The organism is Chitinophagaceae bacterium (genome assembly GCA_016699815.1).
Classification (GTDB): Bacteria; Bacteroidota; Bacteroidia; order Chitinophagales; family Chitinophagaceae; genus Ferruginibacter.
The window spans coordinates 1,875,449-1,898,701 of the sequence record CP065012.1 but is presented as its reverse complement, the minus strand read 5'-3'; the positions used below and the strand labels follow the sequence as shown (position 1 = coordinate 1,898,701).

Genomic DNA, 23,253 nt, shown 5'->3' with positions numbered 1-23,253 from the left:
TGTAACTAAAATAGCATGATTATGTGGAAGAAACATCCTAAAGCATTACCTTTTTTATTTTTCTCCGAAATGTGGGAACGCTTCGGATATTACCTGATGATTGGTATTTTCACGCTCTATCTAAAGGATGCCACAGATGGTTTTAATATGGATGAAAAAGATGCTTCCAGTTTGTACGGCACTTTTATAGCACTTGTCTTTTTTACTCCGTTCTTAGGAGGTTTAATTGCTGACCGTTACCTCGGTTATCGGCGCTCTATTATTCTTGGTGGACTATTAATGGGCATCGGATATTGCACTATGGGTGTTCAAAGCGAAGCAATGTTATATTTATCTATGACTTTAGTAATTATTGGTAACGGATTTTTTAAACCCAATATCTCCACCTTACTGGGAAATGCTTATACCACACCTGAATATATTGACAAGAAAGACGAAGGCTACAATATCTTTTATATGGGTATCAACATTGGAGCATTTGTATGTAATTTTTTTGGCGCTGCTTTATACTCACTTATTGGATGGGGCGCTGCATTTGCAGCTGCCGGTGTGGGTATGTTTATTGGTGTAATTATTTTTATCATTGGCACAAAACATTATAAAAATTTTGACGTAAGAAAACCTCTTCAACCCGGCGATATGCCGCTTTGGCAAATTATGGCATTGGTCATTTTGCCCTCTATCATTTTTGGAGTGATTGGCTGGTTTTTAAAAGGTACTGGAGGATACATTTTTGATTCTAATTCTACCGATGCGTTCATTTTTGCTTGTATTCCGGTTTTAATATTTTATACTGTTTTACTGGTACGAAGCAATAAAGAAGAGCGTCCTTCTATGGCTGCACTTCTTTCCATTTTTGCAGTGGTAATTTTATTTTGGGCCATTTTTAAACAAAACGGTTCTGCACTTAATACCTGGGCGAGCAGATACACTGACAGAGAAGTAAGCAGTACTGCAGGTAACGCCTTGCAGGCTTTAAAACAAACGGATAAGTCTTCTTACACAACATATAAATTGGACAGTGTGGTAAAAATGGATCATCAATTCAGAAAAATAAGAGAAAATGGTAAGGAAATAAAAGAACTGGGATATCCATCATATTTTAAAAATGTTGCACCAGATAAACTACCACCCGAAGGTACATTTGTTAAAACCTGGTTACCCAGCCTTAGTCAATCCATCAATCCCTTTTGGGTTATTGCATTAACGCCATTAATTGTAGCATTTTTTACATGGTTGCGCAATAGAAACAAAGAGCCTTCCACTCCCACCAAGATTGCATTTGGTTTATTAATCTCTGCGTTGTCTGTATTAGTAATGGTAGCAGCAGTAAAAGCAGGAAATAATGGAGCAGAGAAAGTTAGTGTGTGGTGGCTTATTGGCAGTTACGGTGTGGTAACCATTGGTGAATTATTTTTAAGCCCGATGGGGCTGTCATTGGTGTCTAAGCTTAGTCCGGTACGCATCACTTCATTAATGATGGGTGGTTGGTTTCTCTCCACTTCCATTGGCAATAAATTAAGTGGTATATTGGCCAGCCAATGGGATAATTATGAAAATAAAGCAAATTATTTTTGGCTTAATTTTATTTTATTGAGTGCCGCTGCACTATTTCTTTTTCTGTTATTAAAATGGCTGAATAAGATTATGAAATCAAGAGGTGTGCATTAACCTTTTATCAAAAAAAAGTCTAAAAAGCCGTACCAGATTGAGGTACATTTTTTTTATTTACTTATCTTACGGCAATAAAACACTACTCTAATGTCTGAACAAAACAACTTCAAGCCTTTCGTATCTCCCCAAACTAATATGAAAGAGCTCACCCTAAAATCTATTTTAGTAGGTGGAATATTTGGAGTTATTTTCGGTGCCTCTACTGTTTACCTGGCATTAAAAGCCGGGCTTACTGTATCCGCATCTATTCCCATAGCCGTTATCTCTATTTTACTGGGTAAATTATTTTTAAAAACTACCATTCTGGAAAACAATATAATTCAAACCACCGGTTCGGCAGGTGAAAGTATTGCAGCAGGTGTAGTTTTTACCTTGCCCGGTTTTTTATTTTTAAGCAACCCTGACAGCGCCCAGTTTTTTAATTATATCACCATACTTACTCTTTCTATTTTTGGCGGGATATTAGGCACATTAATGATGATACCGCTAAGGCGATCATTAATCGTAAAAGAACATGAAACCTTACCCTATCCTGAAGGCACAGCATGCGCCAGTGTACTTAAGGCAGGAGAAAAGGGTGGCGACCTTGCAAAAACTGCGCTTTACGGGGTAGGATTTGCCTTTATTTATGCCATGTTGCAAAAGATTTTTCATGTAATTGCCGAAACACCTTCGTTTATGACAAGGCAAACGCAAAAGTTTTTTCCTTCAGCAAAACTGAGCTCAGAAATAACCCCAGAATATCTTGGCGTAGGTTATATAATTGGGCCAAAAATAGCAGGCGTATTAGTTGCCGGCGGCGTATTAAGCTGGTTTGTTTTTATTCCATTACTTGCATCCCTTGTACCGGGAGATATTATTGCAGCCCAATTGGTAAAACTGGGTTACCTGGCCGATGTTACAAAAGCCGGCGGACCTGGAGGATGGGATCCGGTAACACAAACTTTTGCTGATTATTCTACTGCAATATACAGGGCATACATCAGGGTTATTGGTGCAGGCGCTGTTGCAGCTGGCGGTTTTATTACCCTTATTAAAACCTTGCCTACCATTATTTCATCTTTCAAAGGCAGCCTTGGTTCATTAAAAAAAGGAGAAGCAGGAGAAAAAATTGAAATCCCAAGAACAGAAAGGGATCTATCTATGAAAATTGTAGGCATTGGAAGTCTTGCACTTATTTTATTAATGACCGTACTGCCACAGGTTCCGGGAGATAATATTGGCAGTAAATTATTACTCGGCATTCTGGTAATAATTTTTGGTGCATTTTTCGTAACCGTTTCTTCCAGGATTGTTGGCCTCATAGGTTCATCCAACAACCCAATAAGCGGTATGACCATTGCTACATTAATGGGAACCTGCCTGGTATTTATTGCCGTAGGCTGGACGGGCAGCCTGTACGAACCAATGGCATTGGTAGTAGGCGGAATGATTTGTATTGCCGCAGCCAATGCAGGCGCTACATCGCAAGATTTAAAAACAGGTTATATAGTTGGCGCCACGCCAAAATACCAGCAAATAGCCCTTTTTGTGGGCGCTATAGTATCCTCGGTTGCCATTGGCTTTACCGTAAAAATTTTAGATACTCCTACGCAGGAAATGCTGGCACAAAATATTCATCACGCCATTGGAACAGACACTTACCCTGCACCACAGGGTACTTTAATGGCTACTTTAATTAAAGGCATTTTATCTTTTAACCTGGACTGGCAATTTGTACTCGTAGGTGCTGCCATTGCTATTGTGGTAGAATTGTGTGGCATTAAAGCTTTGAGTTTTGCCATTGGTATTTATTTACCCTTAAGTACTACCCTACCCATTTTTATAGGCGGCGCCATAAGGGGAATAGCCAACTGGAGAAAGTCCAAAAAACACGATGCAAAAAGTGAAGAAGATGAAGACCTGGGTAAAGGAAATTTATTTGCTACCGGCCTTGTTGCAGGCGGTGCTGTAGCAGGTGTAATTGTAGCCATACTTTCGGTAAATGAAAATATTGCCAATACACTTAAAAACTGGAGCGCCGAACATGGTTTAACACAAATGTTGGGAAGTGAAACAGGATACTTCTTCCTTGGAGTTGCCTTTTTTGCTTTTATGGGATTTGTATTATACAAAATGGCCTTAAAGAAATAATACAGTTTACTTAGATTTGCAAAAAACGCCTCATGCAGGATTTACTGGACTTTTTAGAACCTATTCCCATACATGAAATTAATGCCGATGAAGGTTATTATGAAGGCCAATTGGCACGGCATGTAGCCATATACCAGCAGGAATTGCCTGATATTAATGATGCCTCTATTGTAATTATTGGCGCCAAAGAAACCCGTGGTGAAAGTATTTTGGGTGGCGCAGAAAGCGCAGCTAATGAAATAAGAAAAGAGCTGTACAAACTTCACTATTGGCATACCGATATTAAAATTTGCGATTTAGGTAATGTAAAAAATGGCGCAAATATTTCCGATAGTTATGCTGCGCTAAAAACCGTTATTGCCGCACTTATAGAACAAAAGAAAACCGTAGTAATTATTGGCGGCAGCCACGATGTAACCCTGGCACAATACAATGCATACCGGCATCTGAACCTGCAAATAGAAGCCACCTGCATAGATGCCAAAATAGATTTACAAAGTGAAACGCCCATACGCAGCGATAACTTTCTTATGGAAATGCTCACCGGCGACCCCAGTATGGTGAAACATTATAACCATCTCGGCTTTCAAAGCTACCTTGTTCATCCAAAGCTTTTGGAAACTATGGATAAACTCCGCTTTGATTGTTACCGCCTGGGAACCGTGTTGGAATTAATGGAAGAAATGGAACCGGTTTTACGCAACTCCCACTTAGTAAGCTTTGATATTTGCGCCATTAAAAATGCCGATGCGCCAGCCAACACCGATTTGCCCAATGGCTTTACCGGAGTTGAAGCCTGTATGCTTGCACGTTATGCCGGCATGAGCGATAAACTGCAGAGTTTTGGCATATATGGATACCGGCCCGAGCATGACCGCAATGCATTAACTGCTAAGCAGGTAGCCCAAATGCTCTGGTATTTTATTGATGGTAAAAACAAAAGCCTTAACGAAGCCGCTTATGGAGACAAACATAATTTTATTGAATTCCATACTGCATTTGCCGAAGTGGATACCATGTTTTTACAAAGCAAAAAAACCGGCCGATGGTGGATGCAAATGCCCAACAATAAATTAATTGCCTGCAGTTTTGCCGATTATAAAAAAGCCAGCCAAAACCAAATTCCAGAAAGGTGGTTAAGGGTGCAGGAAAGAAGTTGATATAGTGACGGTGACAATACTGCTTATGGCCTTAATTTAATTGCTTTAATTTTTTTGTTGAACTATGAACCGACTACTATTTATATCCTTCCTGATTTTGTGTTCCTGCTCGGTTCATAAAAAAATTAATGGGCAGCAATTATCGCAACTACTCAATGAAAGCGCAATTGCAACGGGCCATATAGGCATTTGCGTTTATGAACCGGCCACAGGAAAATATTTATATAATCATAATGCCAGTAAATATTTTATACCGGCAAGTAATGTAAAATTATTTACCCTTTATGCAGGATTAAAATACCTGGGAGACAGCTTGCCAGGGTTAAAAATTATTGAAGAAGCAAACCATATTATTATTGCAGCAACAGGCGACCCTACTTTATTGCATCCTTATTTTACCAGCCAGCCCATATTTAATTTTTTATCAAAAATATCAAAGCAGGTTATTGCTACAAAAACTTTATTTGCCACCACTGCTTATGGAAAAGGATGGTCGTGGGACGATTATAACGAAAGCTTCATGAACGAAAAATCGGCGCTGCCGGTATATGGCAATAATATAATTTTTGGCGGAACAAGTAATAAGCTAACCTTTTATCCCAATGCAGCAGAAAAATATATTACTTTTTCTTTTGACTCAACTACGGGAAACAGCGGGTATTTAAATGAGGTACAAAGAGATTATTTCCGCAACCGTTATACTTTTAAATTTAATGGATCAAAAAAAACCGAAAGGGTTATCCCATTTATAACTTCCGACAGCCTTGCCTATTTACTGCTTGAAGATACACTGCATAAAAAAATATATTACCCTAATGTTGCCGTAAACCCGGATGATAGTGCATTGGCCAAAACTCTTTTTTCCCGGCCGGTTGATTCTTTATATATCCCAATGATGTATGAAAGCGATAATTTTTTTGCTGAGCAAACTTTGCTAATGCTGAGCAATAAACTTTGGGGTGCCATGAATGAGGCAACAATAATAGACAGTATATTGTTTAAAGATTTAAAAGACATCCCACAAAAACCCAAATGGGTTGATGGCAGCGGCCTCAGCAGGTATAACCTGTTTACGCCGCAAGCATTTGTGTACCTACTCGGCAAAATGAAAAATGAATTTGGCCTTGAAAGAATGAAAACTATTTTACCCACGGGTGGCCAGGGAACCTTAAAGAATTATTATTTAATTGATTCAGGATATATTTTTGCCAAAACAGGCACGTTGAGCAATACCTGTTCAATAAGCGGTTATTTAATTACAAAAAAAAATAAATTACTTATTTTTTCAATTCTCAACAACAATTATATTTCTACTGCAACACCTGTTAAAAGGGCCGTAGAAAAATTTTTGCACAACTTAAGGCAAAACCATTAGCGGCCAAACATTTTGTTCAGCTCATCTTTTTTAAAGCTAAGGTAAGTGGGTCGGCCGCTGGCTGTAGCACCCGGGGTATTGCAGGCAAATAAATCAGATAGTAAAGAAGCCATTTCTTTGGCAGACAGGGCCACACCAGCTTTAATAGCATGTTGTATTGCCAGTGAACGCAACAATTTTTCCCTTTTGCTGAATTTTATTTCATTACTAAAATGCTTGAATTGTTCCAGTATTTTTTCTATTGCCAATGTTTCGTTGCCCGATAAAACATCTGCCGGAACACCCTGCACCACAAATGTATTGTTGCCAAAAGGCTCAAGGCGGTAACCGAGCAATAGTAAATCGGGCAGCAATTCTGTTAATAAAACGGCATCTGCTGCAGCTAAATTTATGGTTGCCGGAAAAAGACTTTGCTGTGTATGTATAGCTTTGCCATTTACGGCATTTGCATACCGGTCATACAAAACCCTTTCGTGTGCATTTTGCTGATGTATCAATAAATAGCCTTCATGGTTTTGCAGCACAATAAAAGTATGATGCAGTTGCAAGATATGGTCAAAATTATATTGTTTACGCATATCCTCAATACCCTGTAACATTGATATTGCTGCGTCTTTGGGCACTGCTAAAGGTTCATAAAAATCTTTCCAGTGTTTTAAATCACTTGTACTTTCAATAAAATTGGCCTGGTTTTTTTGTGTAAAGGTTTTATATAAAGAAGAAGCCGAAGCCGATGCTTTTTTTTCTTCAGTAAACGGTTTATTAACTGCATCAAGGCTTTGTATACCAGCATCCAATTCAAAATCTAAAGTAGGCGAAATACTAAACTGGGCCAATGCATGTTTTACGGCGCTTTGCACAAAGGCATATACTATTTTCTCATCTTCAAATTTAATTTCCTGCTTTGTTGGGTGCACATTAATATCAACCTGTGCCGGGTTCAGTTCAATAAACAACACATAAAGTGGAAAGCTATCTTTGGTAACCAGTGCGTCAAATGCATTCATTACGGCATGGTTGAGGTAAGCGCTTTTGATAAAGCGGTTATTCACAAAAAAATACTGGTCGCCACGGGTTTTTTTTGCTGTATCCGGTTTTCCCACAAAGCCAAGAATATTTAAGTAATCTGTTTTTTCATCAACGGCTACCAGCCTGGCATTATAATGGTTGCCTAAAAGTTGCACTACACGCTGTTTCAGCGAGCCTTTATCCAAGTGAAAAACTTGCTGACCGTTGGAGCTGAGCGAAAAAAATATTTCTGGGAAACTCATGGCCACTCTTGTAAATTCATCTACAATATGCCTTAGTTCTGCGGCATTGCTTTTAAGAAAATTCCTCCGGGCCGGAACATTAAAAAATAAATTTTTCATAGCAATGGAGGTTCCGTTTTCCATTGCCACGGGTTCTTGTTTTTTTACCATGCTGTTCTCCACTTCCAGGTAAATGCCGGCATCATCTTCTGCCCTTTTGGTTTTAATTTCTACCTGCGCCACTGCGGCAATACTTGCCAGCGCTTCTCCTCTAAAACCCATTGTTTTAATACAAAAAAGGTCGGAAATATTTTTAATTTTGGATGTGGCATGGCGTTCAAAAGCCATTCTTGCATCGGTTTCGCTCATGCCCTTGCCATTATCTATAACCTGTATCAGAGATTTTCCGGCATCATTAACCAAAAGCCTTATTTCGGTTGCGCCGGCATCCACTGCGTTTTCCAAAAGTTCTTTTACAGCACTTGCAGGGCGCTGAATTACCTCACCAGCGGCTATTTGGTTGGCAATATTATCGGGCAATAAATGAATAATATCCGGCAATGTTCTAAATTTAATCTGCAAATTTAACGTACTGCTATCTCATAAAAGCATCATAGCACCTATATTTTATACAGGTTAAATAAATAATGTTTTATAAAAATAATTTTTAGCTATACATGTGATGTGAAAAACTAATATTGATTTTTATCTTTTCTTAGCACAATAAAGAGCTTAATTTCCGACCTTTATCGCAACAGCAAGTTTAGTATTTATTATTATGAATAATATCAATAGCCTATCATTACACCTATATTATCCCATGAAAAAAATTATTTCTGTTTTTTCTTGTGTTTTTCTGTCTTCCTTTTCCCTTTTAGCACAAAACGATGCAAAAAACTGGGTAGATAGTGTTTATAAAAGCCTCAGCAAAGATGAGCGTATTGCACAATTAATGGTGGCACGCTTAAGCAGTATAGATGCCAAAACCAAAAAAGTAATTTTCTATGATACAAAGGTTGCAGCACTGGTTAAGCAATATAATATAGGCGGCATTTGCCTTTTTCAGGGCAGCCCGGAAAAACAGGCTACGATACTTAACTCGCTGCAGGCTATTGCAAAAACACCCATTTTAATGTGTATTGATGCAGAATGGGGCCTTGGCATGAGAATGACCGATAGCGTATTGCCCTTACCCAGGCAAATGATGCTGGGTGCAATGAAAGATGCAAGTATCGTTTATCAATATGGGGCTATAGTAGCCGAACAATGTAAACGAATGGGCATACAGGTGAACTATGCGCCGGTGATAGACATCAATAACAACCCACTAAACCCGGTAATCAACGACCGCAGTTTTGGGGAAGACAAATACAAAGTGGCCGATTTTGGCATTGCTTATATGAAAGGTATGCAGGATAATGCTGTACTTGCCTGCGCCAAGCATTTTCCCGGTCATGGAGATGTGAGTGTGGATTCCCATTACGACCTGCCGGTAATAAATAAATCATTTGCCCAATTGGATTCATTAGAACTCTATCCATTTAAAAAAATATTTGAAGCCGGCGTAGGAAGTGTAATGATTGCACATTTATATATCCCATCAATTGATACCGCAAAAAACCGGGCAACATCGCTTTCCAAAAAAAATATACAGGCACTTTTACGCAACCAGCTAAATTACCAGGGCCTCACTTTTACCGATGCATTGGAAATGCAGGGTGTAAAAAAATTCTTTCCTAATGAAGAAGCCTCCGTACAATCTATTATTGCAGGCAACGACATGCTTTGCCTGCCAGGCGATATTCCTTTAAGTATCCAAAAAATAAAAACGGCCATAAAGCAAAAGAAAATAAGCTGGGAACAAATTGAGCAACACTGCAAAAAAGTGTTGCTGGCAAAATACCAGCTTGGCTTAACCCAAAGCCCCATCATTAATACCCAAAACCTTACCGAAGACCTAAACAGCAAAATTGCCAACATGCGTAAAACTGTTGCCGAAAATGCAATTACGCTTTTGGCAAAACAAAACGATGCGTTTTTCCCATTGTCGGTTTCTACCCATAACAAAGCCGGTGATGTTGCCGTAGTAGCCATTGGCACAAGCAGGGCAAATGAATTTTGCAAACAATTAATAAGCGATTATAATGCCGGTGTATACTACTTTGATTTCAACAAAACAACAGGTGACGCCGATGCATTATTCAATACTTTAAAAAGCAAATACAAAAAAATTATTGTAGGTATTCACAATGTTTCCCGTTATCCCGGCTCCAATTTTGGCATTAGCAAGGCTGCTGCCCAATTGGTTAACCGGTTACAAAACGAAACGGAAAGCATCTTGTTTTTATTTGGCAATGCCTATGCAGCTAAAAATTTTTGCAATGCTAAAAACATGGTTATTTGTTACGAAGATGATGCCATTATACAAAACACAGCCGTAGAATTTTTGAAAGGCAATTTAGAATACAAGGGCGTTTTACCCGTAAGGGTTTGTGAAAAATTTAATTATGGTTTTGGTGAAACAACCCATACCTCGCTAAAGTTTTCTAAAGACCCGCTGGATCCCACGCCGGGATTTGATGCGGCAAAAATGGCGGCCATTGATTCCATTGCAAATGATGCCATTGCCCGTAAAGCCACGCCTGGCTGCATGGTAATGGTAGTTAAAAACGGTAAAATTTCTTATTGTAAATCATTTGGATTTTACGATTACAGCCAAACACAACAGGTAACACCGGAAACAGTTTACGACCTTGCTTCGGTAACAAAAATTGCCGCAACTACACTTGCCGTTATGAAACTTTTCGAAGAAGGAAAAATTGATTTAAAAAAAAACTTAAGTCATTACCTCAAATGGGTTAAAGGCAGCGATAAAGAATTTTTAAAAATAGATGACCTGCTTTTACACCAGGCCGGGCTTGTAGCTTTTATACCTTTTTATAAAGAAACACTGGATAACAACGGCAACCCCAATGCCTCTTTATACTTTAGTTCCTGGAGGGATACTTTTCCTCTTAAAGTTGCCGAACATCTTTATTTACGAAGGGACTGGCCCGATACTATGTTCAGCCGAATCCTTAAAAGCCCTTTAGGACCCTGGAGCAAATATGTTTATAGCGACAATGATTTTATTTTTTTGGGAAAAGTTATTGAAGCCATCACCTTAAAATCGCTGGAGCGGTATGTGGAAGAAGAATTTTACGAGCCTATGGAATTAAAAAAAATTGGTTTCAGGCCATTGCAACGAATGCCTTTTACAAAAATAGCACCAACGCAGGATGAGAAAATTTTCAGGAAACAATTGATACAAGGAACAGTACACGACCCCGGAGCAGCAATGTTTGGCGGCGTTTCGGGCCATGCCGGGTTATTCAGCGATGCCTTTGACCTTGCTGCAGTAATGCAAATGTTACTCAACGGAGGTACCTACAATGGGCTGCAGTATTTAAAAAAAGAAACCATAGATTTATTTACCAGCTATAATTCAAATTATAGCCGCCGGGGATTGGGTTTTGATAAACCCGATAAAGACAATGCAAAAAAACAATACCCTTACCCTTCCACATTTTCCTCGCCCCAAACCTTTGGCCATACGGGCTATACAGGCACCTGTGCATGGGTAGACCCGCAATACAACCTTATTTATATTTTTTTAAGCAACAGGGTAAACCCCAGCGAAAGTACTGTGCTTAACCGTATGAATGTAAGAGAAAAAATTTTCGATGCTATTTACAAAGCCATGCTTTAAATTTATAATTGGATAAGCTGCTTAATCCATTACATTTGGCTATGAGTTTTTTACAGGTAGTTATTTACATGGGTACTTTTATATTTGCTTTAACCGGCGCTTTTAAAGCAAGGGCATATCGCATGGATATATTTGGTGGGCTGGTAGTAGCTTTTGCTACGGCTTATGGCGGCGGAACAATCAGAGACCTGCTCATTGGCATTCAACCGGTAAACTGGATAAACGATAATATTGCACTTATATTGGTATTTGCCGGCACGGCCATTACCTTTTTGCTCAAAGAAAATGTAAACCGTTTCAGGCGCACCATTTTTTTTACCGATGCTGCCGGGCTGGGTTTATTTACCACTGCCGGTATTGAAGTAGCTTTACGCAATGGCCTCAATGATATTTATGCATTAATCATGGGTGTAATGACGGCAACTTTCGGTGGGCTTTTGGCCGATATTTTTTGCAATTCGGTTCCCAACCTGTTTAAAAAAGGAGAACTTTATGCAACTGCCTGCGCTATTGGCGGTGGTATTTACTTATTATTGAAAGAAACCCCAATTTCTACTAATGCCAATATTGCCGTATGCGTAATACTCATTATTGGCATAAGAATTTATTCAAAAAGAAAAAGGCTGATGTTGCCAGAAATTTAAACCTATTTACTTTTATTTTATATAACCCGATGCTACCATGGCAATAATACTTCCGGTAAATAATATAAGTCCAAGCCAGGGCAATGATTGTTTTTTTGCCCCCAATGCAACCATAGTTGGGGATGTAAAAATGGGCAACCAATGCAGCGTATGGTTTAATGCAGTAATCCGTGGAGATGTAAACAGCATCATTATAGGGAATAAAGTAAACGTACAGGATGGGGCCGTTATACACTGCACTTTTGAAAAAACAAAGACCATTATTGGAAATAATGTGAGCATTGGGCACAATGCAATAGTGCATGGATGCGTTATTGAAGATAACGTACTGGTAGGCATGGGTGCAATTCTTATGGATAATGCCCATATTGGTAGCAATTGTATTATAGCTGCAGGAGCGGTAGTACTGGAAAATACCAGGGTAGAAGCCGGAAGTATATATGCCGGAGTTCCGGCAAAAAAGATAAAAGACATTAGTGCCGAATTAATTAGTGGCGAAATTAACAGGATTGCCGATAATTACGTTAAATATAGCGGATGGTTTAAGTAGTAGCTGGGCTTTTATTTAACTTTTGATTTAAATTTAATAACTATATCTTTATTTCAGCATAGTAAAATGATAACAAAACACAACATAGTAAAATGGGTATTGATGGTAATGATCCTCAATATCTTCATTATTGTACTCAATAGTTGTTCCCTGCTGCGTAAAGATAAGTATGGCTGCCCCAACGATGCAAGGGGCATGACTGAAGACCAGATTAATGCCAAAGCAAATAAGAAAAAGTACAAAGGCGGCACTAAGTTGTAACCTTTTGATAACGAATAGATTTACAACCCTCTATAAAACCATTTTTTATGTGCTACAACCTAAAAACACCCAACGGCGGTACTGAAGCCGTAATAGACGACAATTGCGGAGTAAGTAAATTTTATGCAATTGCCCAAACCCTTGCCAACGATTTACAGGTAAGGTTTCTTAACCAGGTAGATGAAACCGAAAGCCTGAACTGGGATTTTAAATATAAGGATGAATTACTTACACTACACTTTAGCATGTTTAACGGGGTAAGCATAATACCCAGTGGTTATAATACCCATAATGTAATGGAAGTTGCCAATTTTCTTCAAAAAAGGGTTTATTAATTTCACTTAATGTTTTGCAATTTACTTCTTTTAGGGAGCTGGTATTTTATTTCCATTTACTTTCCGGTATAGTATCTCTAATGGATATATAGCTGATATATCTTTCCATACTTATAATGTCATTTTCAACTTCTGCTTTTACGGCACAGCCTGGCTCGTCTATATGCTGGCAATTATTAAAACGGCAATTATTTAATATCAGCCGCATTTCAGGGAAAAACTGAGAAAGCTCTTCCCTGCTTATATCCACAAGGCCCAGTTCTCTAATACCAGGTGTATCTATTATTTTTCCGCCTTGCGGCAAATCAAACATTTCTGCAAATGTGGTGGTGTGCATACCTTTTCCACTCCAGTTACTTACTTCTTTTGTTTTTTGGTTTTGTGTGGGAATTATTTCGTTTAAAAAAGATGATTTCCCTACCCCGGAATGACCAGAAAGCAATGTGGTTTTATCTTTTAAAATTGCTTTTATTTCCGCAATGCCCTTATTTTCTTTTATGCTCATTGCCATTACGGTATAACCTGCCGTCTCATAAATAGTTTTTATCTTTTCAAAATTGGTTTTCTCTTTTTCTTTATACAAATCGCTTTTATTAAAAACAATTACTACAGGTATGTGATAAGCTTCTGCCGAAACAAGGAAGCGGTCAATAAAACCCAAAGAAGTTTTGGGGTCTTTTAAGGTAGCAAACAAAACTGCTTTATCCAGGTTGGCAGCAATAATAATATGCTGATTTTTATTGTGCGGAGATACCCTGTTGATATAATTTTTCCTGGGTAATACCGATGTAATAACCAAGTTTTCTTCGCCGGCTTCATCATTAATTGTTACATTATCGCCTACAGCTATTGGGTTGGAAGAAGTGATGCCTTCCGTTTTAAGCTTTCCGGCCATTCTTGCAGAAAGCACCCTGCCCTGTTCATTTTTTAGCTGGTACCAATTGCCTGTAGATTTATAAACTAATGCCTGCATAGCTGCAAGATATGGAAACGGATATTTTAAAACAGAAAAAAACCTTAGGGGAATTTTCGCAGCAGCAGGTAGCGAAACACTATCTCAAGCATTAAAAAGAAAATTGCCGCAGCAACAAAGGGAAGAAATTTATTTTTAAAATGCACATTCTTTATTACTTCAACCTTGGTTTTTTCCAGCTTATCAATAGAAGTATATATTTCTGCAAGTGAATTATTATCGGTAGCCCTAAAATACCGGCCGCCGGTTTCTGTGGCAATTTGCTGCATGAGTGGTTCATCAATGGCTACTTTTTGCATTCTTGTACTTATGCTTCCATCGGGGTTGCGGTATGGCATTGGTGCTTCCCCAATTGTACCCACGCCAATGGTATATACTTTAATGGCAAAAGCTTTGGCAATTTCTTTTGCCGTTTGTGGGTCAATCAACCCGCCATTATTCTCACCATCGGTAAGCAGGATAATTACTTTTGATTTTGACTTACTGTTTCTTATCCTGTCTACACTTGTACTAAGGCCCGAGCCTATTGCCGTGCCATCTACCAGCAGGCCATTTCTAATATTTTTTATTGCCGCTATTACTACGTTATGATCGGTGGTGAGCGGGCATTGGGTAAAGCTTTCGCCGGCAAAAATCACTATGCCAATCCTATCTGTTGGCCTGCGGTTTACAAAATCTATAGCTACCGATTTTGCAGCTTCAAGCCGGTTGGGTGTAAGGTCCTGCGCCGTCATGCTGCCGCTTACGTCTATACACAGCACTACTTCAATTCCTTCGCCTTCAGTACGCTGTTCCACATTACGGGTTTGTGGCTTTGCCAAAGTAAAAATTATAGCGCTTAAAGCAAAAACCCTAAAAATAAAAGGCAAGTGCTTTGCCGCCGATTTCCAGGTTTTGAGCCCAGGTGCGGCGGTACTGGAAACCCGAATAGACGCAGCCGAAGAATTAAAATACCGAAAATGCCCATAAATTAAAAATGGCAAAATGGCAAACAATACAAAAAAATATGGTTGCCCAAACTCAATATTTTTAAAATAATCGAATAACAAAATTAAACCTGGCTTTTAGGGGTTTGATAAAATTGCTGCAGTGAACTTAAAATATTTTTCATTTGCTCCCATGTATTTTTACTTTCGGTTTGCAGCGGAATAAATTTTGCAAACTTTACCGCATCATTCTTCCTCAAAACTTCGGCAATTGCAGACAATGTATCTGCTCCAAGGTTTTTTTCTTTAAAGCACAGTAACAGTTCGCCTGTAGTTTTTGTCATCATGTTGCTTTGTTGCATACGGCTGTTATATTGCCTTAAAATATCCGAAAGGGACGCATGAAAAGGCTTTACCTCGTCTTTACTTCCTGAAAAATTTTTACTTAATTCTTCTAAAGCATCCATAGCCTCCCGGTATGCCGACTGTGGCGATCCAAACAAAGGCTTTTTCCTGCATTTTCTTTGCTTTATATACTGCCAGAGCAAATACAATAAAACCAAAAGGGTAAGAACCGTAGCTGCTATAATGAGCCAGCTATTTTCCACCACAAAAACATTTATAGGTGGTTTAATATCATAAATGCCTGTGGTATCTTCTGGCGAGTATCGCACATCAATCAGCACCGGATCTGTATTGAGAGTATAAACCGATGAACCTTTTTGTACCCTTACCGGAAAAGATGGTATGGACCATTTGCCGGAATCGAAACTGGTAAGTACAATTTTTTGCTGCACCAGGTAGTTTCCCATTTCCACAGAGTCGGATTTGGTTTTATTTACCAGATAAAAGTGAGGGATTGAATCGGGGATATTAAACAACACCTGGTAATCGGAACTGGGAAAAGTGAACTTAATGTTGTAATGGATTTTTTCCCCTATTAAAATATCTTTCCGGTCAACCGCAGTGCTCACTTTTTGTGCCAGGATACAAGGCGCTGAAAAAAACAGCAGTAGCAAAAAGCAACTTTGCAATATAAGCCTGGTCTTCTTACATATATTTCTACTCATCCTTTAATGTCGTTTCAGGAAAAATTTTTGCAATATTTTTACATATTCCTCATCTGTTCTCAGATGCAGTAGGTCGGCTCCGGCTTTTCTAAAAAAATTTTTGGTTATTTCACTTTGCTTCAAAAAATATTTTTGATAATTATGTCTTACCAGTGCACTGCCGCTGTCCATTAAAAATACTTCACCCGTTTCTGCATCTTCCATTTGTATAAGCCCGGCATCGGGCAGTTGCATATCCATTTTATCGTACACTTTTAAGCCTATTACATCATGCTTTTTACCGATAACTTTTAAATCATTGTCGTACCCGGTTGCCAAAAAATCGCTTAAAATAAAAGCAATGCTTTTTTGCCTTGCAATACCATTAAAATATCGAATCGCAACATCTAAATTGGTACCTTTTACCTGCGGCTCAATGGTGAGCAGTTCACGAACGATATACAAGGCATGGTCTCTGCCCTTTTTGGGAGGAATAATTTTTTCAATTCGGTTACTAAAAAAAATTACACCTACTTTATCGTTATTACTAATGGCGCTAAAGGTAAGTACCGCGGCAATTTCATTAATAAGGTCTTTTTTTCTTGCGCCTACGCTGCCAAATAAATTGCTGGTACTGGTGTCTACCAGCAGCATCATAGTGAGTTCCCTTTCTTCTTCAAATTCTTTGGTAAAAGTGTGGTTGAATCTTGCGCTCACATTCCAGTCTATAAAGCGTACATCGTCACCTGCCGTATATTCCCTTACTTCCCTAAAACTCATTCCCCTGCCTTTAAATGCAGAGTGGTACTCACCGGTAAAGAGGTGGGAGGCAAGGATCTTGCTTTTTATTTCGAGCTCCTTTACTTTTTTTAAGATATCCGCAGTTGTGAGCATTATTTTCTATGGAACATTTACAGCTTTCAATATTTCGTTGATTACATCTTCTACATTTACATTTTCGGCCTCAGCTTCATAAGTAAGCCCAATCCTATGCCTCAATACATCTTTACAAATGCTTCGAACATCTTCGGGAATTACATAGGCCCTTTTATTAAGGTAAGCATACGCTTTAGCTGCAATAGCCAGGTTGATGCTTGCCCTGGGGCTTCCTCCAAAACTAATGATGGGCTTTAGTTTGCCCAACTGGTATTCATTGGGAAAGCGGGTAGCAAATACAATATTTAAAATATAATCTTCTACCTTTTCATCAATATAAACAGACCGTACCAAGTCTTTTGCTGCTATAATTTCACTTGGGCTGGCTACAGCATTTATGGCTGCTGTGGTTGCGCCAATGGTATTTTGCCGGATAATAAGCAATTCTTCGGCTTTTGAAGGATAGCCTACAATTACTTTTAACATAAAGCGGTCAACCTGTGCTTCGGGCAAAGGATAAGTACCTTCCTGCTCAATGGGGTTTTGTGTAGCCAAAACCAAAAAAGGTTCGGGCATTTTATAACTGGTATCGCCAATGGTAGATTGCCTTTCCTGCATGGCTTCCAGTAAAGCGCTTTGCACTTTTGCAGGTGCACGGTTTATTTCATCGGCAAGTACAAAATTGGCAAAAATGGGCCCTTTGCGTACAACAAATTCATTTTTTCCCTGGTTATAAATCATGGTGCCAATTACATCGGCCGGCAATAAATCCGGCGTAAACTGTATGCGGCTAAAGTCGGCATGAATGGTTTGGCTCAGGGATTTTATGGCCAGTGTTTTGGCAAGGCCGGGAACCCCTTCCAGCAGCACATGGCCATTGCTCAGCAGCCCAATAAGTAACCTTTCTATCATCGTTTCCTGGCCTACTATTTTTTTGTTCAACTCATCGGTAATACGGGTAATAAACTGGGCCGAATAACTAATTTTTTCATTTAGTATTTTAATGTCTTCAGCGGTTTGTAGCATATTTAATCATTTAAATAAAAACTAATAAAAATTGGGTATTTGCCCAATGGGTTTACATTTAATTTTATAACGTAAAAGCTGCTTGCAAATTACGCAGCCATATAATCAAAAATACTGCCACTCATGATTTTACAACTAAAGAATGGTTAATATTTAGAGAAATAAAGGTAGCACTACATAAATATTAAAAAAAATCAGGCAAGATACTTTGCCACAATGGGCACCCTGCGGCCAATGCCAAATGATTTTGGAGAAATGCGTATGATGGGGCAAAACTGGTTTCTCTTATACTCATTTACATTTACCAGTTTTAAAACCCTGTCTACCATTGCTTCCTCAAAGCCCATAGTTTTAATTTCATCCGGGCCTTTGGAAAGTTCAATATACTGGTACAATATTTTATCAAGCAGTGCATAATCCGGCAGGCTATCGCTGTCTTTTTGCCCGGGCCTTAGTTCTGCACTTGGCGGCTTTGTTAATATATGAAGTGGAATAATTTCTTTTGTGTGGTTGATAAATTTTGCCAGTTCATAAATTTGCAACTTATAACAATCACCCAATACAGCCAGGCCACCGGCCATATCTCCATATAAAGTACCATAGCCTGTTGCCAGTTCACTTTTATTGGAAGTATTGAGTAATATGTAGCCAAATTTATTGGCAATTGCCATAAGCAGGTTTCCACGTGCCCGGCTTTGTATATTTTCTTCGGCAATACCAAAAGGCATACCTGCAAACAGCGGATCCAGCTCATTTAAAAAACTTTCGTAGATATTTTTTATGGGAATGATGTGGTATGGATTATTGAGGTTTTTACTTAACTGCTCGGCATCGCTTACAGAATGTGTTGTTGAAAATTGAGAAGGCATGAGCATTGCCGTAACGTTATCTTTCCCCAAAGCTTCGCAGGCAAGCGCTAAAACAACGGCGCTGTCTATACCGCCACTGCTCCCAAGAATGGCTTTTGTAAAACCCATTTTTGAAAAATAATCTTTTATACCCAGTACCAGCGCTTCATAAATTAGTGGTATGTTGAGCTTTTCGTTAAGTTGCATTGGGGTTAACTCCTGGCTGGGCAATTGCTCCTGTGTGGCTAAAATATTTGTACCAATGCTGCCATTATCGTTCAAAACAAAAGCTTGTAAATCTTCCTCAAAACGTTTTAGCCTGCCGCAAAGGTTGGCTTTATTGTCCATTACAAATGAGGCGCCATCAAATACAATTTCTGTTTGGCTGCCTACGGTATTGCAATAAAATACCGGTATTTTATAGCGCAGCACATTGGCTTTTACAATTGCCTCTCTGTCTTTATCATGTGTATAGTCAAATGGCGAAGCGGAGAGGTTTATCATTACATTGGGTTGCAATGGCGCCAGCTTATCCATTGGGCAAATGGTATAAAGCGGGTTGTTGCCCAGGTTCCAAATATCTTCACAAATGGTTACCGCAATTTTTTTCCCCTTAAATTCAAGTAATTCCCATTTTGAAGCGGGTTCAAAATATCGGTCTTCATCAAAAACATCGTAAGTAGGCAGGCAGGTTTTATAAAATACCTGTTTTATTTCTTTATCGGCCAAAAACCATGCAGCATTAAACAAATCTTTTCCCTGTACCGATGGGTTTATAGCAGGCGCACCAATTAAAACCCCAATGCCATCTGCATATTGCTTAATAGCATTAATTGCCGTGTTATTTTTATTGATAAAATCTTTAAAATACAAAAAATCCCTTGGCGGATAGCCGCATACACTTAGTTCACTAAATACGATTAAATCCCCACCGGAGTTTTTAGCATGCTCAACAGCCGCAATAATTTTTTGCGTATTGGCATCAATGTTTCCAATGTGATAGTTTTGCTGGGCTAAAAATATTTTCATTTTCCTTTCCGGTATTCTTTAACTGAATATTAATACCAAATTGCTGTATTTTTCGTTTGTTTGCCGCAGTTACTTTAGATTTGGGCTGCAAATGAAACCACAAAGTTACAGTAAATAAATACGGATGAGATATATAGTTATGATAATTGCCACAGGCATATTTTTGAGCAGTTGCAAAAACAATAACCTTGCACCTGATGTTTCAAAAATACCAGTAGTATTATCAACAGAGCGATATGAAAAAGATTTTTTTAGCCTGGACAGTGCAACTTTGCAGGAAGGCCTTAAAAAACTTACGGCAAAATACCCGGCTTTTCAAAACAATTTTATTTACACCATTTTAAATGTAGACCCACGGTGGCCTGCAGACTCTGCCTTAAACTACCTTAAAGGATTTATAGGCGCTTACAGGCCGGTTTTTGATTCTTCGCAAAAAGTATTTGCCGACTTTACCCCTTATGAAAAAGAAATAAAAAAAGCGCTCCAGTACCTTAAATATTATTTTCCGGACTACAAAGCACCAAAAAAAATTATCACTTATATAGGCCCGCTTGACGGCTTTGGGGATATTTTAGATGAAGAGCATTTTATTGTAGGCCTTCATCAGCATTTAGGCAAAAATTTTTCGCTGTATGGCACCGAATGGGTAAGCCAAACCTATCCGGCATATATCACGGAAAGGTTTACTCCGGAATACATTTCGGTAAATGCCATGAAAAATATTATTTCAGATTTATACCCGGAAAAACCGGAAGATAAAAGCCTGCTGCTGCAAATGGTAGAAAAAGGAAAAAGGCTATACCTGCTCCAAAAACTGCTACCTGAAACCCAGGAGTATAAACTTATTGGATATACTGTAAAACAATTGAAGGAATCCTATAGCCATGAAGCAGCAATTTGGAATTTATTTACCCAAAATAATTTTCTTCAAATTATTGACAACAACCTAATAAAAAATTATATTGGCGAAAGCCCCAAAACACAGGAGCTTGGAGAATCTGCACCAGGGAATATAGGTTCATTTGCCGGATGGCAAATAGTAAAAAAGTATATGGATAAATTTCCTGATACTAACCTTAAAGCGTTAATGGTAATGGATGCCGAAAAATTATTTAACGAAGCTAAATATAAACCTTAACCCACTTTATAATAAGTAATGCTTTAGGAGCGTTAGTGATGCCCTGGGAAAAATTAAAATCGGTAGCTTACGGCAAGGTCTTTTAATTGCAGCAGGTTTTTGATATTAAGTTTTTCAAAAATCCTGGCTTTATGGGTGCCTATTGTAGAAACTCTAAGGTGCAAGCTGTTTGCAATACTACTTAAGTTGTTCCCTTCGAGCAGTAAATTGGCAATTTCAAATTCCCTTGCAGAAAGGCGGTTGAAAATATTGTTTTCCTTTTGCTGGTTTTCGGTCATAGCTAAAGCTTCTGCCAAATCGCTGCTGATATACCTGCCGCTGTTGAGCACCCGGGTAATAGCAGTTTTTAATTCTTGCAAAGGCGCATCCTTACTGATAAACCCCTTGGCACCGGCTTTTAAAAAACGTTTGGCATAAACATTTTCCGGGCTCATAGAAAAAACCAGCACTTTAAGGTCGGGAAATTTAATTTTAAAATACTCCATAAGCCCCAGGGCATCGGTATTGGGCATTTGAATATCCAGCAAAACCAGGTCGTAAAAATTGTGTTTTAAGCTGGCCAGGGCGCTTTCGCCATCAAAAGCTTCTTCGGTTATGGAGGGTTGGTATAATTCTGCAAGCAGGCCTTTTATGCCCGATCTTACCACTACATGGTCGTCTATAATCAAAAACTTCTTCATTGTTTTCCATTTGAGGATTTGCTTCTACAGCCTGGATACAAAATTACAGAATAACTGCATTTATGCAAGAGTGAATTTACCTACAGTTAAGAAGTGTAAATAAAGTAAATTGTGCAGGTAATTTTACTGCATGAAAACAGCAAAAAAAATTAACATCGTTATTTCGGGCGGTACAACAGTCATTAAAAAACAAGTTCAGTCGTTTTTATTAAACTGCAGCCTCCCCATAAATGAAGCGGCATTGGCAGGGGCCATTACACACTTGCCTAGTAAAGAAATCAGCCGCCCCGATGTATTTATTTTGATTGTTGAAGCAATTAATAAAAAATCTTTAGAAAACCTAAACAGGTTCAGTAAAAAAGTAACTAAAGCAGCTATAATTGTAATTGCCGGAAAAATATCCTTTCCTCAGCATCAAAAACTCCTCAAAACCGGCATAACCGATAGTATTGAAACTAAATTGCTTAATGTCGCATTGCTGGAAAAAACTATTATTAACGTCCTTCGTATTAAAAGCCTAACCAACGAATTGCAGTTTAGTAATGAGCGTTACTATCTGGTAGGCCAGGCAACCAATGATATGGTTTGGGACTGGGATTTGCTGAACAACAAGGTATTTCGCAGCAAAGAGGCCTGGCAAAAAATTACCGGCAGCAAAACTTTAGGCGAGCATAACTTGCCCGATAGCTGGTGGAACAGGATACATCCGCAAGACAAAGAAAATGTAAAAAATATTATCCAAAATATATTACAAAATCCCGAAATAAAAAATTTTCATTTTGATTGCAAAGTATTAAGGGATGATGGAAGCCCAAGGCATATTTCAGAAAAAGGCTACGCCATGCGAAATGAAAAAGGGGAATTAATAAGGCTGGTAGGAACATCAAGAGATATTTCGGAATTACTTGAACTAGAGCAAAAACTTGAAGAGGAAAGAAAAATAAAACAAGACGACATCACCAATGCCGTTATTGCTGCCCAGGAAAGGGAAAGGGAAAACCTGGGCAAGGAGCTGCACGACAATATCAATCAAATATTGGCAACGGCAAAGCTATATATTGAGTATAGTATGCAAAACCCCGCAAAGCGAAAAGAATTTTTAAGCTCGGCAATGAAACTTATTTTATCTGCAGTGGAAGAAATAAGGATGCTCTCCAAGTCGTTGTTACCACCATCGTTGGGCGAAGTAGGATTAAAAATGGCTTTACAGGAATTAGTGGAAAATATAGCTATTGTAAACAAATTTCAAATAAAAGAAAATTATGTTTTCAACGACAGCAGCCTGAAAGATGAAGATTTAAAACTCACTATTTTTAGGATAGTACAGGAGCAGCTTACCAATATATTACGCTATGCAAAACCCAGGCATGTATTAATAGAAATTATCCAAAAGAAAAAATCACTGGTATTAATCATTACCGACGATGGTAAAGGTTTTGAAAAATCGAAAATTAAATATGGCTTAGGTTTTAAAAATATTGCCAGCAGGGTACAACTGCATAACGGGCAACTAAAAATTGATGCAACAAAGGGAAAAGGTTGTACCATTAAAGTAGATTTTGAATTGTAATTTTGCAA

The 23,253-nt window shown here is 38.5% G+C and carries 19 protein-coding genes; 11 read left to right on the top strand and 8 right to left on the bottom strand.

Features of this window, described 5'->3' with window-relative positions; all coding sequences use genetic code 11:
* Nucleotides 1-21 precede the first annotated feature (21 nt).
* The 4 genes from IPO46_08370 to IPO46_08355 all read left to right on the top strand — a co-directional run bounded on the left by IPO46_08370 (nucleotide 22) and on the right by IPO46_08355 (nucleotide 6,342).
* Nucleotides 22-1,671 (top strand): peptide MFS transporter, encoded by a 1,650-nt coding sequence (locus IPO46_08370; GenBank protein ID QQS62146.1) that lies wholly within the window; start codon nucleotides 22-24, stop codon nucleotides 1,669-1,671.
* 90 nt (nucleotides 1,672-1,761) lie between these two features.
* Nucleotides 1,762-3,807, top strand: coding sequence for an OPT/YSL family transporter (locus tag IPO46_08365; protein QQS62145.1), 2,046 nt, complete (start codon nucleotides 1,762-1,764; stop codon nucleotides 3,805-3,807).
* Nucleotides 3,808-3,839: 32 nt separating this feature from the next.
* Nucleotides 3,840-4,967, top strand: coding sequence for a formimidoylglutamase (locus tag IPO46_08360; protein ID QQS62144.1), 1,128 nt, complete (start codon nucleotides 3,840-3,842; stop codon nucleotides 4,965-4,967).
* Nucleotides 4,968-5,031: 64 nt separating this feature from the next.
* Nucleotides 5,032-6,342, top strand: a complete 1,311-nt coding sequence (locus IPO46_08355; GenBank protein QQS62143.1) for a D-alanyl-D-alanine carboxypeptidase — start codon at nucleotides 5,032-5,034, stop codon at nucleotides 6,340-6,342.
* Here IPO46_08355 and mutL read toward each other — a convergent pair.
* The gene (mutL, locus tag IPO46_08350; GenBank protein QQS62142.1) at nucleotides 6,339-8,153 is read right to left on the bottom strand and encodes a DNA mismatch repair endonuclease MutL; all 1,815 of its coding nucleotides are present in this window, start codon (nucleotides 8,151-8,153) and stop codon (nucleotides 6,339-6,341) included. The two genes, IPO46_08355 and mutL, sit on opposite strands and share 4 nt — an antisense overlap.
* A gap of 259 nt (nucleotides 8,154-8,412) precedes the next feature.
* On the opposite strand from mutL, the gene IPO46_08345 reads away from it, so the two are divergent.
* The 5 genes from IPO46_08345 to IPO46_08325 all read left to right on the top strand — a co-directional run bounded on the left by IPO46_08345 (nucleotide 8,413) and on the right by IPO46_08325 (nucleotide 13,130).
* The gene (locus IPO46_08345) at nucleotides 8,413-11,340 is read left to right on the top strand and encodes a serine hydrolase (protein QQS62141.1); all 2,928 of its coding nucleotides are present in this window, start codon (nucleotides 8,413-8,415) and stop codon (nucleotides 11,338-11,340) included.
* Between the two features lie 8 nt (nucleotides 11,341-11,348).
* Nucleotides 11,349-11,984: a trimeric intracellular cation channel family protein gene (locus tag IPO46_08340; GenBank protein QQS62140.1), complete on the top strand. Its 636-nt coding sequence runs from the start codon at nucleotides 11,349-11,351 to the stop codon at nucleotides 11,982-11,984.
* A gap of 37 nt (nucleotides 11,985-12,021) precedes the next feature.
* Entirely contained in the window at nucleotides 12,022-12,534 is a 513-nt protein-coding gene (locus tag IPO46_08335) for a gamma carbonic anhydrase family protein (GenBank protein ID QQS62139.1), read from the top strand.
* Between the two features lie 66 nt (nucleotides 12,535-12,600).
* Nucleotides 12,601-12,795, top strand: a complete 195-nt coding sequence (locus IPO46_08330) for a hypothetical protein (GenBank protein ID QQS62138.1) — start codon at nucleotides 12,601-12,603, stop codon at nucleotides 12,793-12,795.
* 47 nt (nucleotides 12,796-12,842) lie between these two features.
* Nucleotides 12,843-13,130 carry a hypothetical protein gene (locus IPO46_08325; protein ID QQS62137.1) on the top strand — a complete coding sequence of 96 codons (288 nt, stop codon included), beginning with the start codon at nucleotides 12,843-12,845 and terminating at the stop codon, nucleotides 13,128-13,130.
* Nucleotides 13,131-13,176: 46 nt separating this feature from the next.
* Here the strand turns inward: IPO46_08325 and rsgA are convergent, their stop codons facing one another.
* From rsgA to IPO46_08295, 6 genes are all read right to left on the bottom strand, one after another.
* Nucleotides 13,177-14,103, bottom strand: a complete 927-nt coding sequence (rsgA, locus tag IPO46_08320; protein QQS62136.1) for a ribosome small subunit-dependent GTPase A — start codon at nucleotides 14,101-14,103, stop codon at nucleotides 13,177-13,179.
* 44 nt (nucleotides 14,104-14,147) lie between these two features.
* Entirely contained in the window at nucleotides 14,148-15,152 is a 1,005-nt protein-coding gene (locus IPO46_08315; protein ID QQS62135.1) for a VWA domain-containing protein, read from the bottom strand.
* Between the two features lie 2 nt (nucleotides 15,153-15,154).
* Nucleotides 15,155-16,048, bottom strand: a complete 894-nt coding sequence (locus tag IPO46_08310; GenBank protein ID QQS62134.1) for a hypothetical protein — start codon at nucleotides 16,046-16,048, stop codon at nucleotides 15,155-15,157.
* A 54-nt stretch (nucleotides 16,049-16,102) separates the two neighbouring features.
* Entirely contained in the window at nucleotides 16,103-16,972 is an 870-nt protein-coding gene (locus IPO46_08305) for a DUF58 domain-containing protein (protein QQS62133.1), read from the bottom strand.
* Nucleotides 16,973-16,978: 6 nt separating this feature from the next.
* Complete coding sequence (locus IPO46_08300; protein ID QQS62132.1) at nucleotides 16,979-17,980, bottom strand: MoxR family ATPase; 1,002 nt, start codon at nucleotides 17,978-17,980, stop codon at nucleotides 16,979-16,981.
* Nucleotides 17,981-18,174: 194 nt separating this feature from the next.
* The gene (locus IPO46_08295) at nucleotides 18,175-19,857 is read right to left on the bottom strand and encodes an NAD+ synthase (protein QQS62131.1); all 1,683 of its coding nucleotides are present in this window, start codon (nucleotides 19,855-19,857) and stop codon (nucleotides 18,175-18,177) included.
* 124 nt (nucleotides 19,858-19,981) lie between these two features.
* On the opposite strand from IPO46_08295, the gene IPO46_08290 reads away from it, so the two are divergent.
* Nucleotides 19,982-20,995, top strand: coding sequence for a hypothetical protein (locus tag IPO46_08290; protein QQS62130.1), 1,014 nt, complete (start codon nucleotides 19,982-19,984; stop codon nucleotides 20,993-20,995).
* Nucleotides 20,996-21,048: 53 nt separating this feature from the next.
* Here the strand turns inward: IPO46_08290 and IPO46_08285 are convergent, their stop codons facing one another.
* Complete coding sequence (locus IPO46_08285) at nucleotides 21,049-21,675, bottom strand: response regulator transcription factor (GenBank protein ID QQS62129.1); 627 nt, start codon at nucleotides 21,673-21,675, stop codon at nucleotides 21,049-21,051.
* 130 nt (nucleotides 21,676-21,805) lie between these two features.
* Here IPO46_08285 and IPO46_08280 point away from each other — a divergent pair, with 130 nt between their 5' ends.
* Nucleotides 21,806-23,245 carry a PAS domain-containing protein gene (locus tag IPO46_08280; GenBank protein ID QQS62128.1) on the top strand — a complete coding sequence of 480 codons (1,440 nt, stop codon included), beginning with the start codon at nucleotides 21,806-21,808 and terminating at the stop codon, nucleotides 23,243-23,245.
* The last annotated feature ends 8 nt before the right edge of the window (nucleotides 23,246-23,253 follow it).

Excerpts from the sequence above, each read along its gene's own strand:
- IPO46_08370 (QQS62146.1), top strand. The coding sequence starts at position 22 with ATGTGGAAGAAACATCCTAAAGCATTACCTTTTTTATTTTTCTCCGAA.
- IPO46_08365 (QQS62145.1), top strand. The coding sequence starts at position 1,762 with ATGTCTGAACAAAACAACTTCAAGCCTTTCGTATCTCCCCAAACTAAT.
- IPO46_08360 (QQS62144.1), top strand. The coding sequence starts at position 3,840 with ATGCAGGATTTACTGGACTTTTTAGAACCTATTCCCATACATGAAATT.
- IPO46_08355 (QQS62143.1), top strand. The coding sequence starts at position 5,032 with ATGAACCGACTACTATTTATATCCTTCCTGATTTTGTGTTCCTGCTCG.
- IPO46_08345 (QQS62141.1), top strand. The coding sequence starts at position 8,413 with ATGAAAAAAATTATTTCTGTTTTTTCTTGTGTTTTTCTGTCTTCCTTT.
- IPO46_08335 (QQS62139.1), top strand. The coding sequence starts at position 12,022 with ATGGCAATAATACTTCCGGTAAATAATATAAGTCCAAGCCAGGGCAAT.
- IPO46_08330 (QQS62138.1), top strand. The coding sequence starts at position 12,601 with ATGATAACAAAACACAACATAGTAAAATGGGTATTGATGGTAATGATC.
- IPO46_08325 (QQS62137.1), top strand. The coding sequence starts at position 12,843 with ATGTGCTACAACCTAAAAACACCCAACGGCGGTACTGAAGCCGTAATA.
- rsgA (QQS62136.1), bottom strand. The coding sequence starts at position 14,103 with ATGCAGGCATTAGTTTATAAATCTACAGGCAATTGGTACCAGCTAAAA.
- IPO46_08305 (QQS62133.1), bottom strand. The coding sequence starts at position 16,972 with ATGCTCACAACTGCGGATATCTTAAAAAAAGTAAAGGAGCTCGAAATA.
- IPO46_08300 (QQS62132.1), bottom strand. The coding sequence starts at position 17,980 with ATGCTACAAACCGCTGAAGACATTAAAATACTAAATGAAAAAATTAGT.
- IPO46_08295 (QQS62131.1), bottom strand. The coding sequence starts at position 19,857 with ATGAAAATATTTTTAGCCCAGCAAAACTATCACATTGGAAACATTGAT.
- IPO46_08290 (QQS62130.1), top strand. The coding sequence starts at position 19,982 with ATGAGATATATAGTTATGATAATTGCCACAGGCATATTTTTGAGCAGT.
- IPO46_08285 (QQS62129.1), bottom strand. The coding sequence starts at position 21,675 with ATGAAGAAGTTTTTGATTATAGACGACCATGTAGTGGTAAGATCGGGC.
- IPO46_08280 (QQS62128.1), top strand. The coding sequence starts at position 21,806 with ATGAAAACAGCAAAAAAAATTAACATCGTTATTTCGGGCGGTACAACA.